Genomic DNA, 12,423 nt, shown 5'->3' with positions numbered 1-12,423 from the left:
CTGATGAGAATTGCCCTGTTTCCAATCGCCGTGTTCGCCGCTGCCGCGCTATTGATCGGCTGCGAGCGCAAACCCGAAACCTCCGAGCCCACGCCAAGCCCCGCGCCGAAGGCCGAGCCACCCGCGGCCGGGCACTCCGGGGAAGTGATTGAGCTTGGAGAAACGACCATTGACGGTATCAAGGTCAAGGCTTCGCGCGACAAGGGAGAGATCAAACCCGGTGGCGATTCTCCCATCGACATCTGGATTGACGGCGGACTTGGAAATGCGGCGGCGGTGCGCTTCTGGATCGGCGCCGAGGATGCCAAGGGCTCGGTCAAGGCCAAGGCCGACGTGGAAGCCGGTCATTGGCATACCCACGCGGAGGTGCCGGACCCTCTACCCGTCAGCAGCAAGCTTTGGGTCGAGATCGAAACCAAGGAGGCCGGAAAACAAATGACCTCGTTCCCACTTAAGATGTAGATTAGCGCAGGGGCCGGGCGGTCACGTAATACCTATCATCGGCCCCCAATGCTGTAGGCGTACTGCACTTTGGCGGTCCAATGCGGCCCATCGGCGTCGGCATGTAATTCCGTGTCAACCGCAGCCCGCAAATACGAGCATTCGTTTATCGTGTAAACATAGCCAAGTTCCAGGATGTTGTTGTTTTGTGAGCCGTAATATTCGCTGCTGCGATTCAGGTAGTTGAAGACAATCATGTTGCATTCGTTGATGGCATAATCCAGCCCCGGGCCGACGCCCCACTGGAAGTGCCGGCGGTCGCCGAATTCCTCGCGATCCCAGTCGCCGCGCGAGCCGTTGGCCGTCTGGACGAAGCCCCCCAAGTGAGCCCGCAACGGTCCACAGATTGTCTTCGTGATGTTCAAATTGAGAGTGCCATCGACCTTCTCCGAGTTTTCTCCGGTCGGCATCCGCATCTCACCCCAGACCGCCATGGCCGGCAGGCATCCGTCCTCGTGGAGAAACTGCCAGAACAACTTCAAGGCCGTATCTCCGGTGCCATCCGCCCCATCGCTGTCGGGTAGGTTCAGGCCATCCCCAATGTTCACAGGAAGAAGTTCAAGCTCGGCGAACAGATCGTCGGTAATCCCGTACTTGACGCTGGGGGTCAACGTGAAATCATCATCGCGATGTTTGCGGCTATGGAAGGTGGACCAGGCGCTGCCCAGCATGAACTCCCACTCGCAGGCCTTCACGTCGGAATTCGCCTCGCGGATGTTGAAGAAGTCGTTGACCCCTTTGAAGCCGTAATCGCATTCCGTCGTTACGGTCGTGGTTGTCTCGGTCGTTTCGGTTGTCGTCGCGCCGGTCTCCGTCTCAGTCGTTTGCGGCGTGCGATTCAGGCTCAAAGGCTGGTCGCCTGTCCGTTTTGGAGCGGCGTATAGCAAATCTGCGACAACAACGACCAGAACCCACACAAGAGTTTTGTTTGCGTGCATGATTTGATCCTCCGAAGGGGCACCAGGACTTTCACGCGCCAGAAACCGCAATGTGGCAGGTCATTACACCGCCCGACATTGGTCCTCGCAATAGTCAGCTTCAATATTCTGCGATTGTAATTCATCGGTATTTATACCGACCCCCGCGGCATCGTCACTCTCTCTCCGCTCGTCCGACACCCTGTGCTAACTTTCACATTGGCCATGTCTTACACGAGCAGGCTACTCCTTCAGGGAGCTTCAGATGCCACCCGCACAGATAGCCTACTTTTCGAAGGTTGATGCATGAGTTATCGTTTTCAGCGAGCCCCGTGTTCGGGCACGGTGGGCGGGCAGCGGCATTTATTAGAAGAAAGGACGGACGATATGAGAGGCTTTTTACTCAGCAAAGCAGGACTTGTCGGCGTCGGCGTTGCGGCGGGCTTCGCGCTGGCGACGCTTCTGGGCCGACCGGCAGCGATTTCCGCGGACGACAAATCGCCGGACCCTCATGCCGGTCATGACCACGGCGGCCGCAACGCGGCGAACTGGGCGCCGGTGGACAAGATGCACCTGTACCTGTGCGCGTTCCACGTCGCCAAGGAGAATCCCAACTTCCAGATCGAGGCACATCATTATTGCGCACCGGTGGCCGGCGATCTGCATCAGTGCGTGATCTACGACGCGCGCGGCGGCACTCCCAAGATGCTGGGTACCGAGTACATCGTCAGCGACGAGACCTATCGCAAGCTGCCGGACGAAGAGAAGAAGTACTGGCACCCGCACGCCTACGAGATCCTCTCCGGGCAACTCATCGCCGCGGACATGCCCAACCAGGGCGACGCGATCTTCCCGGGTTTGATTACGACGTGGGGCAAGACGTGGCATACCTGGCCGGACCCCTCGACGCCGATCCCCATGGGCGAACCGATCCTGATGTGGTCGGCCAACGGCGACAACCAGATCGATCCGAAGCTCATCAGCAAGCGCGACGCGCAGTTCGGCATCTCGACGGACGCCATCCGTCAGCGCCGAAAGTCGTACGGCTTCCAGGTTCCGCAAATCCCTCCGGCCAAGTCAATCAAAGACCTCGGCCGCCAGTGGACGGCCAGTGGCCCTGACGAGCCGACGAAAACGATGGGCGCGTCGCGGTAATCGCGATCAGGTCGGTCGAACAAATTGCGTGAGCGTGCCCGCCTGGGAAAACCCGGTGCGTTGCAGAAAAGACGCGCCGGGATCGTCCCCGGTGGGGACGCTCGCAACAAAGGCCCGCGGCCCCAGCCGGCGCACAAGCTGCATGACATGAAAAAGCAGGCCGCGGCCGATGCCCTGTCCGCGCCGGGCCGGCGCCACGAAGAGCTCCGCCAGGCGGCCGATGTCGCCGACCTCCAGATACGCCGCGCGACCGACGGGCTGGTCTCCCGACATGGCGACGAAGGCGTCGTAATTCGAATCGTTCAAGCGCTCGAAGGCGGCGTTGGTCTCTTCCTCACTCGCCCCTGATTCGGTCAAGCTGCGCCGAAGGGCCTTTGGCATCGCCCGTGCCGGCAATACGCGGATCGCCTGGTCTGAAGGGGCGTCCAGCGCGCTCCAGTCGGTCATGTGCATGGCCAGGGAGTCCACTCGCCGCCAGCCCTTTGGCATGAGCAGCGCCTCTATTGGCTCCATCGCCTGATCCACTGCCGGCGTCCAGGCAAGGCACGTCAGGTTGCGTTCGCGATAATACGTCTCGGCCCGCTCGTATGCCGTCGCCGCATCCACCTCCACGAGCCAGGCATCCCGAAGTTGATTGGCGCCGAGAACCGTTGGAAAGCTCACCGAACTATGGGCGACGCCGAACTCCAACGATTCCCACGTCGAGACTTGTTCGGCGAGCGCTCGATCTGATCGGCGGACCGTAGAGAGAATGCCGACGGTGTTGGACATTCGTTTCAGGGTCTATCAAATCGCTTCGCCGCATTGCTGCAGCACATTACGACGAAGCGCGTCCGAGACATAAAACCCACCGGTTGTCCGAAGAGAGTCCATCATCAAACGCACGACACCTTCAATACGGCATCCGAAACGTCTCCTCGCAGGGCATTTCGTAATTCCTCCAGGACGGCTGGAGGGATTACGACCGAAGTAAAAAGTCGTTCGAGCAGTGCCAATTGACCGACATGAGCGAGGCATCGGAGTGGTGAGGTATCACTGACGACGGCGAGCACAAGGAGCCCTGATTGATGGTGGCGACGGTGCTATAGACCGAGCTTCTCGGCTGTCGCCATGTCTTGCACGAAGTCCACTTCGCTGTAGCGGTATATCGCAATGCCGCGTTTCAATAGTTCGGCCTCAAATTCCACCCGCGCCAATCCTGCCATCTGGGCGGCTGGCCAAAGATCCACTCGCCCGGAATCAAATAGCCAACAGGCAAACTCGATCCTTGCCTGTCGCTCATCAAGTCCGGCCTGCCGCAACACGTTATCCGGAAGAGCTACGGTCATACACTCAATTATACGAACAGATTGGCCCCACCGCCACCCGCGCCACGAATGGCTATTCTTCCGCCGCCCGGTTCGCCCGCTTGCGCTCTACCGGATCGAGTATCCGTTTACGCATTCGGCAGCTCTTCGGCGTCGCCTCGACCCACTCGTCATCCTCGATGAATTCGAGCATCGCCTCCAGCGAAAGCTCCCGGGCGGGCTTGAGCACGACCGTCTTATCCGCAGACGCCACGCGGATGTTCGACAGCTTCTTCAGCTTGGCGACGTTCACATCGATGTCATCGTCCTTGCAATGCTCGCCGACCACCTGGCCCTTGTAGACCTCGTCGCCGGGCTTCACGAACATCATCCCCCGATCCGACAGATTTTCCAGGGCGAACGCCGTCACGCGCCCCGTTTCCATCGCCACCATGACGCCGGCGTGGCGAGTCGGGATCGAGCCGCGCAAATGCTCGTACTCGTAGAATGAATGGTGCATGACCGCCTCGCCCCGCGTCGCGTTCAGCATCCGCGTGCGCAGGCCGATCAGCCCGCGGGCGGGGATCGTGAACTCCAGGTGGCACATATTTTCCTTCGTGTCCATCTTGAGCATCTCGCCGCGCCGGCCGCCGACGAGTTCGATCACCGAGCCGGCCGCGGAGGCGGGGACATCCACGACCAGGTACTCGACCGGCTCGCACTTCTTCCCGCCGATCTCGCGGTAGATCACTTTGGGCTTGCCTACCATGAGTTCATAACCCTCGCGGCGCATCGTCTCGATCAAGACGCCCAAGTGCAAAAGTCCTCGACCCGATACGCGGAAGCTGTCCTTTTGCTGCATCTCCTCCACACGCAGCGCGACGTTCGATTGCAACTCCTTCATCAGCCGGTCGCGGACGTGCCGCGTCGTAAGGAATTCACCCTCGCGCCCCGCGAACGGGGATGTATTGACGGAAAAAACCATCGTGAGCGTCGGCTCGTCCACCGGGATGATCGGCAGAGGATGCGGGTCATCCGCATCGGCGATCGTGTCGCCAATGCCCACGTCGGGAATGCCCGTGACCGCCACAATATCGCCGGAGACCGCGGCGTCGGTCTTCTTGCGCCCCAGACCTTCGTAAGTGAACAGGGTGTCGATCTTGATTTTGCTGCGGTGACCGGTGCGCGAAATCAGCATCAGTTCCTGTCCGCTGCGCAGCACGCCGTTGAAGACCCGGCCGACGGCGATCCGTCCGACGTAGTCGGAATAGTCCAGCGACGCGACGAGCATCTGTACCGGCGCACTCTCGGAGCCGGTCGGAGGCGGGACGCTGCGGATGATCTCCTCGAAAAGCGGCGCGATGTCCTCGTTTTTGTCCGAGAGATGCCGCCTCGCGAAGGCGAGCTTCGCGCTGGAGTAGATCACCGGCCACTCCAGACAGTGCTCATCGGCCCCCAAATCGATGAACAAGTCGTGCGTCTCGTCGAGGACTTCCTTGGGCCGCGCGTCGGGGCGGTCGATCTTGTTGATGACCAGGATCGGCTTGAGGTGATACTCAAACGCCTTCTTGAGCACGAACCGAGTTTGCGGCATCGGGCCTTCAAAGGCATCGACCACCAGCAAACACCCGTCCGCCATCTTGAGCACGCGCTCGACCTCGCCGCCGAAGTCCGCGTGACCGGGCGTGTCGATGAGATTGATCTTGTAATCCTTGTAGTGAATCGCGCAGTTCTTGGCGAAGATGGTGATGCCCCGCTCGCGCTCCTGCGGGTTGGAGTCCATAATCAAATCGCCGGTCATCGTCCCTTCTCGGAACGTACCGGACTGGCGCAGGAGGCAATCGACCAGCGAGGTCTTCCCGTGGTCGACGTGGGCGATAATGGCAAGGTTGCGAAACTGCATGGTGTGTTTTCCTGTTGAATGGCAATGTGTTCAGCCCCGCAATTCTAAGCGAGATCTTTCACTTTGGCGAATCGCGTGATGTTGGAATTGCTCTTGACTGATCGTTAGGGCAGAATAATGCCATGTCCGAAGACCCCACTCCCGATGCCGCGCAAGGCCGCGGGCCCGACAAGCTCCTGGCCATCGGGGCCTACGGTGAGACCGTCGCCGCCTATCGCTATCTCGTCCTCTCCGAGAAGGCGCCGAACCCGCAGGACCGCCGCGAATTCGCCGAGATGGCCGACGAGGAACAGGGCCACAAACAGCGTCTGCAAGCGCTCCTCGCCGAGATGTATCCGCAGGCCGACTTCGTGCTGACTCCCGAAGACAAGGAACTCGTCGTGACCGGCACGCGTCTGCTCGATGTTCGCGACGAGGCCTCCTTCCACGAGGCCATGCGCATGATTCTCCAGACCGAGCGCAAGACCGCGGCCTTTTATGCGCACCACGCCAAGATCATTCCCCCGGCGCATCTTCGTGCGCTCTTCCAGGAACTTGCGGAGGAGGGCGCGGACCACTATCAACGCCTCAAGGCCATGGCCCGCCGATGCGGGGTGCCGCACACGCCCGACGATGTCGGCGAATAACGCGCGTCGCAACTCTTGGATTCGCCCCGCCTCGTGCGGTACACTGGCATCATGCGAAACGCTTTCGTGATCGCGGCCATCGAGCTTCTCTTGTCCCTGGGCCGTGCGGTCGGGCAAGATTGCGAACCCGATTGGTCATTTGGCGACCTCGCGCCCGGCACCAATGCGCCCATCCATGCACTGGCGATTTACGACGACGGCAATGGCCCCGCGCTTTTCGTCGGCGGTCAGTTTGCCCTTGCCGGCGGGCAGCCTGTCGGCAACATTGCGAAATGGGATGGGACGAGTTGGTCGGCCCTGGTGACCGGCGTAAACGGGCCGGTCTTCGGGCTCGATGTTTTTGAGAGTCAATTGATCGCCGTCGGCAATTTTTCCAATGCTGGTGCGCTCACGGTCAACCGCGTTGCCGCGTGGAACGGAAACGCCTGGGCTGCTTTTGGCGGCGGCGTCAACGCAACCGTCCGCGCGGTTCGCGTCTTCGACGGCGAACTCTTTATCGGAGGCTGGTTCACGAACATCGGAAGCATCGCTCGGTGGGACGGGTTCAATTGGGCGCCGCTCGGTCAAGGCATAACCGGCGGTGCATTTCCATATGTGTACGCATTTCTGGAATATGGCGGCGTGCTCGTTGTCGGCGGATCGTTTACTCAGGTCAATCACTCACCAGCGATGGGCATCGCGCAGTATGACGGCGCGAATCTGACGCCCTATTACGGCTGGATCGGCGGCTATGTCTACGCTTTGGCAACTTACAACGGCGATTTGATCGTCGCCGGCGATTTTATTTCCGCGACCGGCACACCGGCGAACAATATCGCTCGCTGGGACGGCCATGGATGGCACGCGCTCGGGACCGGAACGAACGACAGCGTCTTCGCCCTCGCGGCCATCGGCGGCCGGCTTTACGCGGGCGGCTCCTTTACGACGGCGGGCGGCGTGACGGCCGCGCATATCGCCTATTGGGATGGCGCCGGCTGGTTCGCGATCGGTGAAGGAACGAACGACAGCGTCCGCGCGCTGGCCGTTTCCGATTCGGACGTCTTTACCGGCGGTTTCTTTACCGCGGCGAATGGCGAATCCTCCCTCTTTATCTCCGAACTCGACTGCCCCTCGTTCGCGCAGATGCCGGGCGACATGAATTGCGACGGCGCGACCGACTTCGACGATGTGGATCGATTTGTCCTCGCCCTGCTCGACCCGCCCGCCGCCGCGCTATCATGTCCCTGTTGCAGCCTCCTCCGCGGCGATCTCAACGCGAGCGGTTCCGTGACCACGGCGGACCTGCAACCCTTCGTCGACGCCATACTTTCGGGAATCTAATGAATATCACCAACGACCAAGTCACGACCGCCATGCGCGGCGTCAAGGACCCCGAACTCGGCAAGGACCTCGTCACGCTCAACATGGTCAAGCGCGTCGACTTGTCCGGCGATCGCGTCAAGATCGGTATCGAGCTGACCACGCCCGCCTGCCCGATGAAGGACCAGATCCAAAAGGACGTCGAGCGCGAATTAAAGAAGATCGGCGCGGCGGCCGTCGAGATCGAATGGTCCGCGCAGGTCCGCGCGACGCCCAACCTCTCCCAGCGCCTGCCGGGAGTCAAAAACGTCATCGCCGTCGGCGCGGGCAAGGGCGGCGTCGGAAAATCGACGATCGCGGTCCTCTCCGCCGTCGGTCTCGCCCGCGAGGGAGCGAAGGTCGGCCTGCTGGACGCCGACGTGTATGGACCATCGATCCCCATGATGGTCGGGCTGCAACACGAAAAGCCCCGCGTCCGCGGCGAGAAGCTCATGCCGCTGGAAGCCGCCGGTCTTAAGGTGATGTCGATGGGTTTCATGGTCGATCCCGAAAAAGCCGTGATCTGGCGCGGGCCCATGGTCCACGGCGTGCTCAAGCAATTCCTCGACCAGGTCGACTGGGGCGAACTCGATTACATGATCATCGACCTGCCGCCGGGCACCGGCGACGTCCCGCTGACGCTGGCGCAGTCGATCCCCATGACCGGGGCGGTCGTGGTGTGCATGCCGCAGGCCGTCGCGCTGCTCGACTCGATCAAGGCGCTACGGATGTATCAGCAGCTCAATGTCCCCATCCTCGGCATCGTCGAGAACATGAGTTACTTCAAGGCCCCCGATACCGGCAAGGAATACGACCTCTTCGGCCGGGGCAGGGCGAAAGCGGAAGCCGAGCGCGTCGGCGTGCCGTTTCTCGGCGAGATTCCCGTCAACGTCTTCATCCGCACGAGCGGAGACGAGGGCACTCCGGCGGATGTTTTCGAGAAGACCGACGCCGCCACGCAGGAGGCGGTCATGAACTACGTCCGCCGCCTTGCGGGTCAGGTCAGCATCAAGGCGGCCACGCAGCCGGCGCCGTTGGAATTGAAAATAACGTAGGGCGGGCACTGCCCGCCGATTTCTGGACGTGAGCTTGCTCTACTGATCCTTCCCCTCGCCGCCGCTTTTCTCATTCGCCTTCCCCGTCGGTACGGCGAACGTCATGTTGCAATAGTGGCACCGGACCTGCAGACCGCGGTATTGCGCGGGGACCTGCAAGACCTTCCGGCACTTCAAGTTCGGGCAGATCATCATCACGGTTGGAGCAGTAGAGGTAGTAGCTTCCATGGGCGCCTCCGAGGGGCAGCGGGCCTTCAAAAAAAACAGCGGCCGGCTTCGTCATTACTATCGGCCAGCCGCAAACGTAAGCGAGTCAATTCTACGATTTATCTCAAGTCGATGACGGGCGATCCGGCGGTCCGAGAAATTGATGAAATGCGACCGCGGGACGGGAGTTAAATCGCCCGATCGTCAACGTCCGCACTTTCATCGCAACGAAAGCGGACGCTGGCTCATTCAACGGGTTTTGGCAGGATCGCCCTCAGGCGGATTCTTTGCGCAGCGCCGTTCGAGCGTCCATGACGGGCTCATCGCCGCGGGCGATGGCTTCGGTGATGACGTAATGACCGCGCATGTTCTCCTCCGGGAGGTGGAACATGATGTCCATCATCAAATCCTCGACGACGCCGCGGAGGGCGCGGGCGCCGGTGTCGCGCTTGAGGGCCTTCTTGGCGATTTCGTGCAGCGCGCCGTCGGTGAATTCGAGCGTGCTGCCGGAGAGCTCGAACATCTTCTGATACTGCCGGCACAGGGCGTTCTTCGGGTCCGTCAGGACCTGAACCATCGCCTTTTCGTCGAGGGGGCCGAGGGTCGCCACGACCGGCAGGCGGCCGACGAACTCGGGAATCATGCCGGATTCGATCAGGTCTTCCGGCGCGATCTGGTGCAACAGTTCGGACCGGGCGTTGGCGGATTCCTCCTCGCCGTTGGCCTCGCTGGCAAAGCCGATGTTCTTGCCGCCGATGCGGCGCTTGATGACCTCCTCGACGCCGGAGAAGGTCCCCGCACAGATGAAGAGGATCTGCGACGTGTCCATCTGGATGTACTGCTGTTCGGGATGCTTGCGGCCGCCCTGGGGCGGGATGTTGGCGATCGTCCCTTCGAGCATCTTGAGCAGCGCCTGCTGCACGCCTTCGCCCGATACGTCGCGAGTGATGGAGACATTGCCCGCGCTCCGCGCGATCTTGTCGATCTCGTCGATATAGACGATTCCGCGCTGGGCGGACTCCAGATCGAAGTCGGCGCACTGCAGCAAGCGGAGGAGAATGTTCTCCACGTCCTCGCCGACATACCCGGCCTCGGTGAGCGTCGTCGCGTCGCCGATGGCGATGGGCACATCGAGCAACCGGGCGAGGCTCTTGGCCAGCAGCGTCTTGCCCGAGCCGGTCGGACCGATCAACAGGATGTTGCTTTTGTCGATCTCAATGTCTTCCGCTTCGGTCCGCTCGGCGTAGGTCAGGCGCTTGTAGTGGTTGTGTACGGCCACCGAGAGTGTCTTCTTGGCGTATTCCTGGCCGACGACGTAGCGTTCGAGGAATTCCATGATCTCCCGGGGGGTGGGGATCTTGTGAAACAGCGGGCGAAGCCCCGTCGAGCGGCGCTTCTCCTGACGGATGATGTTGTGGCACAGGTCGACGCAGTTCGAGCAGATGTACGCGTCGTTCGGCCCCTCGACCATCGGGCCGACCTCGCGATGCGTCTTGCCGCAGAAGCTGCACGTGCTCGCCCGGCGACGCTTCATGCCGCCGGGTGGGGGCAGGCCGCCGCCGCGATTGGAGTCGCCGCCCATTCCGCCGCCGTCTTTCGATCCATTTTTCAAGGGAGGGTTTCCTTCGATTATCTCGCCGAGGCGATTGGTGCTCGCCGCCCGACACTCCGGGCCTGTTACGGTATTCTATCGCGCGGCTTGCAACATATCGACTGGCCTAACAGGGTTACTTTACGCCTTTCGCGCCGCCCTCGCCGCGCGGCGCCGATCGCGCGCCGCCGCTTTTGCCGATGGCCGGACGCTGCGCCTCGCCAATGGCCGTAGTCTTCAGACGTTCGAATTCATCGTTCGTTATCTGACCGTCCGCCAGCATCTTGCGCAATTGCTGCAGCGACAGCACATCGAATTGCTCAGTCCGGTCTGGTGTGGAAAAGAGCCGGCGTTTCAAAAGCCAGACGGCCAGCGCCAGAACGACGATGGCGAAGATCAGGACGGCCCCCCACAGGGCTGCGTCGATCGCGTCTGTGCTTTTCGACGGCACGGCGCGACGTCACCTTCGGCGGCGGTTGCGGCGCCGCGCGGCGAGAAACCCGCCGACCACCGACATTCCCGCCAACTCGAATCCCAGCACCCCGCAGGCGGGCAAAAAACTCACGGGCGGCCGGTTCACATAGGCCGCCCCGGTAGTGTCGACGTGCTCGGCGAGCATACGCGTCAGGCGTTGCCCCCGATCATCCTTCTTTACCTTGTCGATGATGGAAGCGATCTCATCCTGTGGCAGACCGAACAGGGCCCATGCCCCGACCCCACCCGGCGTCGTCGCCACTTTCGCCGCCACGTTCAATTCGAGATCGAAGGACTCCCCCACGGTAAAGTCGTACTCGAAGGGGAACTGCACGCCCTGAAAAATCACGGCCCGTACCAGCGGAAACTCGTCCCCCAGGGGAAAATCGGCCACTGGGACGTCGATCGTGTTCAGCGCGCCGGCGCGGACGGGAAACACGACTTCGCCGTTCGGACCGCCGGCCATGGTCATGTTGCCGGTCAGCGGCGTGGTACTCTCGCGTCCGGCTTGATGGCGCGAAAGGCTGAAAGAGAAGTCCACTTGATTGCCGGTCAAATCGGCCGCCGCATCCTGGGAAAAGAGGATGAGGAATCCGGATAGAACCAGGGTGCTTTTCGCCTGACCCGTGTCTCCCAGGCCGACTCGTCCGCCCACGTCGGCGATCGAAAGGATCAGCGTGCGCGTCGATGTGGCGCCGCCCTCAATCGTCCAACTGGTTTTTTCGTCGTCGGAGAAACCGCCGATGCTCATTCCGACATCGTTCGGGTTCCCAAACAGCGCCATGTTCGGTTCCGTCATGACCGTGACGCCCTGGCCAACCGCCGTGGCCTCTTCCAACTCGTTAAGTTGCTCCAGCCGCGCGCGGGCGATCGCCGGGGGAGTGGCCTTCGTGAGCGGGACGATCTCCTGCCCGAAATCCGTCTGCACGGAGATTCCGTTGGTGAACTGAATGACGCGCGCCGTCGCGCTGCCGCGAACGCCGGTGACGTCGCCCCTTCCGGGACCGACGACGAGAAGCAATGTCAACGCCGCTAGGCTCCAAGCCGCCCGATGCCGAAGACCGAGATCCATGGTCGAGTCCTTACCCTTTGAAGCGCGAGGTGGTTCGGCGATAGGCGCGGGCTCCCCTCAACGCCGCCGATTCACTATATTTTTGACGCGCGGCGTGGCAATGTCCAGAGCCCGTCCGTCGCGAATCGTATCTCGCTTCCATGTAGGTAGTTATCGGTGAAACCATTCCTCGCGCCCCATCGAATTTCTGGCTTGAAACTCGCCGCCGCCACGCTCCTTTGTACTTTTTGGCCGTCATTGGCCGGCGCGAAAGCGCCCACGCCGGGCCGTGGCGGGCCTCCTCGCGTCGCCGGTCGAT

The 12,423-nt window shown here is 61.7% G+C and carries 13 protein-coding genes; 5 read left to right on the top strand and 8 right to left on the bottom strand.

Annotated elements, in window-relative coordinates; translation table 11 throughout:
* Window positions 1-3 precede the first annotated feature (3 nt).
* A complete protein-coding gene (locus VJZ71_02160) occupies window positions 4-462 on the top strand; it encodes a hypothetical protein (protein HKQ46855.1) in 459 nt (152 codons plus the stop codon).
* A gap of 35 nt (window positions 463-497) precedes the next feature.
* Here the strand turns inward: VJZ71_02160 and VJZ71_02155 are convergent, their stop codons facing one another.
* Window positions 498-1,439: a hypothetical protein gene (locus VJZ71_02155; GenBank protein HKQ46854.1), complete on the bottom strand. Its 942-nt coding sequence runs from the start codon at window positions 1,437-1,439 to the stop codon at window positions 498-500.
* Between the two features lie 366 nt (window positions 1,440-1,805).
* Between VJZ71_02155 and VJZ71_02150 the strand changes: the two genes are divergently transcribed.
* Complete coding sequence (locus VJZ71_02150; GenBank protein ID HKQ46853.1) at window positions 1,806-2,573, top strand: DUF1264 domain-containing protein; 768 nt, start codon at window positions 1,806-1,808, stop codon at window positions 2,571-2,573.
* 6 nt (window positions 2,574-2,579) lie between these two features.
* Here the strand turns inward: VJZ71_02150 and VJZ71_02145 are convergent, their stop codons facing one another.
* The 3 genes from VJZ71_02145 to typA all read right to left on the bottom strand — a co-directional run bounded on the left by VJZ71_02145 (window position 2,580) and on the right by typA (window position 5,762).
* Complete coding sequence (locus VJZ71_02145) at window positions 2,580-3,344, bottom strand: GNAT family N-acetyltransferase (protein ID HKQ46852.1); 765 nt, start codon at window positions 3,342-3,344, stop codon at window positions 2,580-2,582.
* Between the two features lie 311 nt (window positions 3,345-3,655).
* Window positions 3,656-3,901: a UPF0175 family protein gene (locus VJZ71_02140; GenBank protein HKQ46851.1), complete on the bottom strand. Its 246-nt coding sequence runs from the start codon at window positions 3,899-3,901 to the stop codon at window positions 3,656-3,658.
* Between the two features lie 52 nt (window positions 3,902-3,953).
* Entirely contained in the window at window positions 3,954-5,762 is a 1,809-nt protein-coding gene (typA, locus tag VJZ71_02135) for a translational GTPase TypA (protein HKQ46850.1), read from the bottom strand.
* Window positions 5,763-5,884: 122 nt separating this feature from the next.
* Here typA and VJZ71_02130 point away from each other — a divergent pair, with 122 nt between their 5' ends.
* Genes VJZ71_02130 through VJZ71_02120 form a run of 3 tightly spaced genes read left to right on the top strand, consistent with a single transcriptional unit; the run spans window position 5,885 to window position 8,781 of the window.
* Complete coding sequence (locus VJZ71_02130) at window positions 5,885-6,388, top strand: ferritin family protein (protein HKQ46849.1); 504 nt, start codon at window positions 5,885-5,887, stop codon at window positions 6,386-6,388.
* A gap of 51 nt (window positions 6,389-6,439) precedes the next feature.
* The gene (locus VJZ71_02125) at window positions 6,440-7,708 is read left to right on the top strand and encodes a hypothetical protein (GenBank protein ID HKQ46848.1); all 1,269 of its coding nucleotides are present in this window, start codon (window positions 6,440-6,442) and stop codon (window positions 7,706-7,708) included.
* Window positions 7,708-8,781 carry an Mrp/NBP35 family ATP-binding protein gene (locus tag VJZ71_02120; GenBank protein ID HKQ46847.1) on the top strand — a complete coding sequence of 358 codons (1,074 nt, stop codon included), beginning with the start codon at window positions 7,708-7,710 and terminating at the stop codon, window positions 8,779-8,781. The genes VJZ71_02125 and VJZ71_02120 overlap by 1 nt, the downstream gene beginning before the upstream one ends.
* Before the next feature lie 39 nt (window positions 8,782-8,820).
* On the opposite strand, the gene VJZ71_02115 is transcribed toward VJZ71_02120, so the two are convergent.
* From VJZ71_02115 to VJZ71_02100, 4 genes are all read right to left on the bottom strand, one after another.
* Complete coding sequence (locus VJZ71_02115) at window positions 8,821-9,009, bottom strand: hypothetical protein (GenBank protein ID HKQ46846.1); 189 nt, start codon at window positions 9,007-9,009, stop codon at window positions 8,821-8,823.
* Between the two features lie 253 nt (window positions 9,010-9,262).
* Entirely contained in the window at window positions 9,263-10,522 is a 1,260-nt protein-coding gene (clpX, locus tag VJZ71_02110; protein HKQ46845.1) for an ATP-dependent Clp protease ATP-binding subunit ClpX, read from the bottom strand.
* Between the two features lie 193 nt (window positions 10,523-10,715).
* On the bottom strand, window positions 10,716-11,030 hold the full coding sequence (locus tag VJZ71_02105) for a hypothetical protein (protein ID HKQ46844.1): 315 nt from the start codon (window positions 11,028-11,030) through the stop codon (window positions 10,716-10,718).
* A gap of 9 nt (window positions 11,031-11,039) precedes the next feature.
* Window positions 11,040-12,125 carry a hypothetical protein gene (locus tag VJZ71_02100; GenBank protein ID HKQ46843.1) on the bottom strand — a complete coding sequence of 362 codons (1,086 nt, stop codon included), beginning with the start codon at window positions 12,123-12,125 and terminating at the stop codon, window positions 11,040-11,042.
* Window positions 12,126-12,423 lie beyond the last annotated feature (298 nt).

The organism is Phycisphaerae bacterium (assembly GCA_035275405.1).
In the GTDB taxonomy this organism is placed as follows: domain Bacteria; phylum Planctomycetota; class Phycisphaerae; order UBA1845; family UTPLA1; genus DATEMU01.
Note: the sequence above shows the minus strand (reverse complement) of the source record. Positions and strands in the feature narration are given on the sequence as shown.

What these genes read in the sequence shown, in the direction of transcription:
- VJZ71_02155 (HKQ46854.1), bottom strand. Translation starts at nt 1,439, where the DNA reads ATGCACGCAAACAAAACTCTTGTGTGGGTTCTGGTCGTTGTTGTCGCA.
- typA (HKQ46850.1), bottom strand. Translation starts at nt 5,762, where the DNA reads ATGCAGTTTCGCAACCTTGCCATTATCGCCCACGTCGACCACGGGAAG.
- VJZ71_02130 (HKQ46849.1), top strand. Translation starts at nt 5,885, where the DNA reads ATGTCCGAAGACCCCACTCCCGATGCCGCGCAAGGCCGCGGGCCCGAC.
- VJZ71_02125 (HKQ46848.1), top strand. Translation starts at nt 6,440, where the DNA reads ATGCGAAACGCTTTCGTGATCGCGGCCATCGAGCTTCTCTTGTCCCTG.
- VJZ71_02145 (HKQ46852.1), bottom strand. Translation starts at nt 3,344, where the DNA reads ATGTCCAACACCGTCGGCATTCTCTCTACGGTCCGCCGATCAGATCGA.
- VJZ71_02115 (HKQ46846.1), bottom strand. Translation starts at nt 9,009, where the DNA reads ATGGAAGCTACTACCTCTACTGCTCCAACCGTGATGATGATCTGCCCG.
- VJZ71_02100 (HKQ46843.1), bottom strand. Translation starts at nt 12,125, where the DNA reads ATGGATCTCGGTCTTCGGCATCGGGCGGCTTGGAGCCTAGCGGCGTTG.
- VJZ71_02120 (HKQ46847.1), top strand. Translation starts at nt 7,708, where the DNA reads ATGAATATCACCAACGACCAAGTCACGACCGCCATGCGCGGCGTCAAG.
- clpX (HKQ46845.1), bottom strand. Translation starts at nt 10,522, where the DNA reads ATGAAGCGTCGCCGGGCGAGCACGTGCAGCTTCTGCGGCAAGACGCAT.
- VJZ71_02150 (HKQ46853.1), top strand. Translation starts at nt 1,806, where the DNA reads ATGAGAGGCTTTTTACTCAGCAAAGCAGGACTTGTCGGCGTCGGCGTT.
- VJZ71_02140 (HKQ46851.1), bottom strand. Translation starts at nt 3,901, where the DNA reads ATGACCGTAGCTCTTCCGGATAACGTGTTGCGGCAGGCCGGACTTGAT.
- VJZ71_02160 (HKQ46855.1), top strand. Translation starts at nt 4, where the DNA reads ATGAGAATTGCCCTGTTTCCAATCGCCGTGTTCGCCGCTGCCGCGCTA.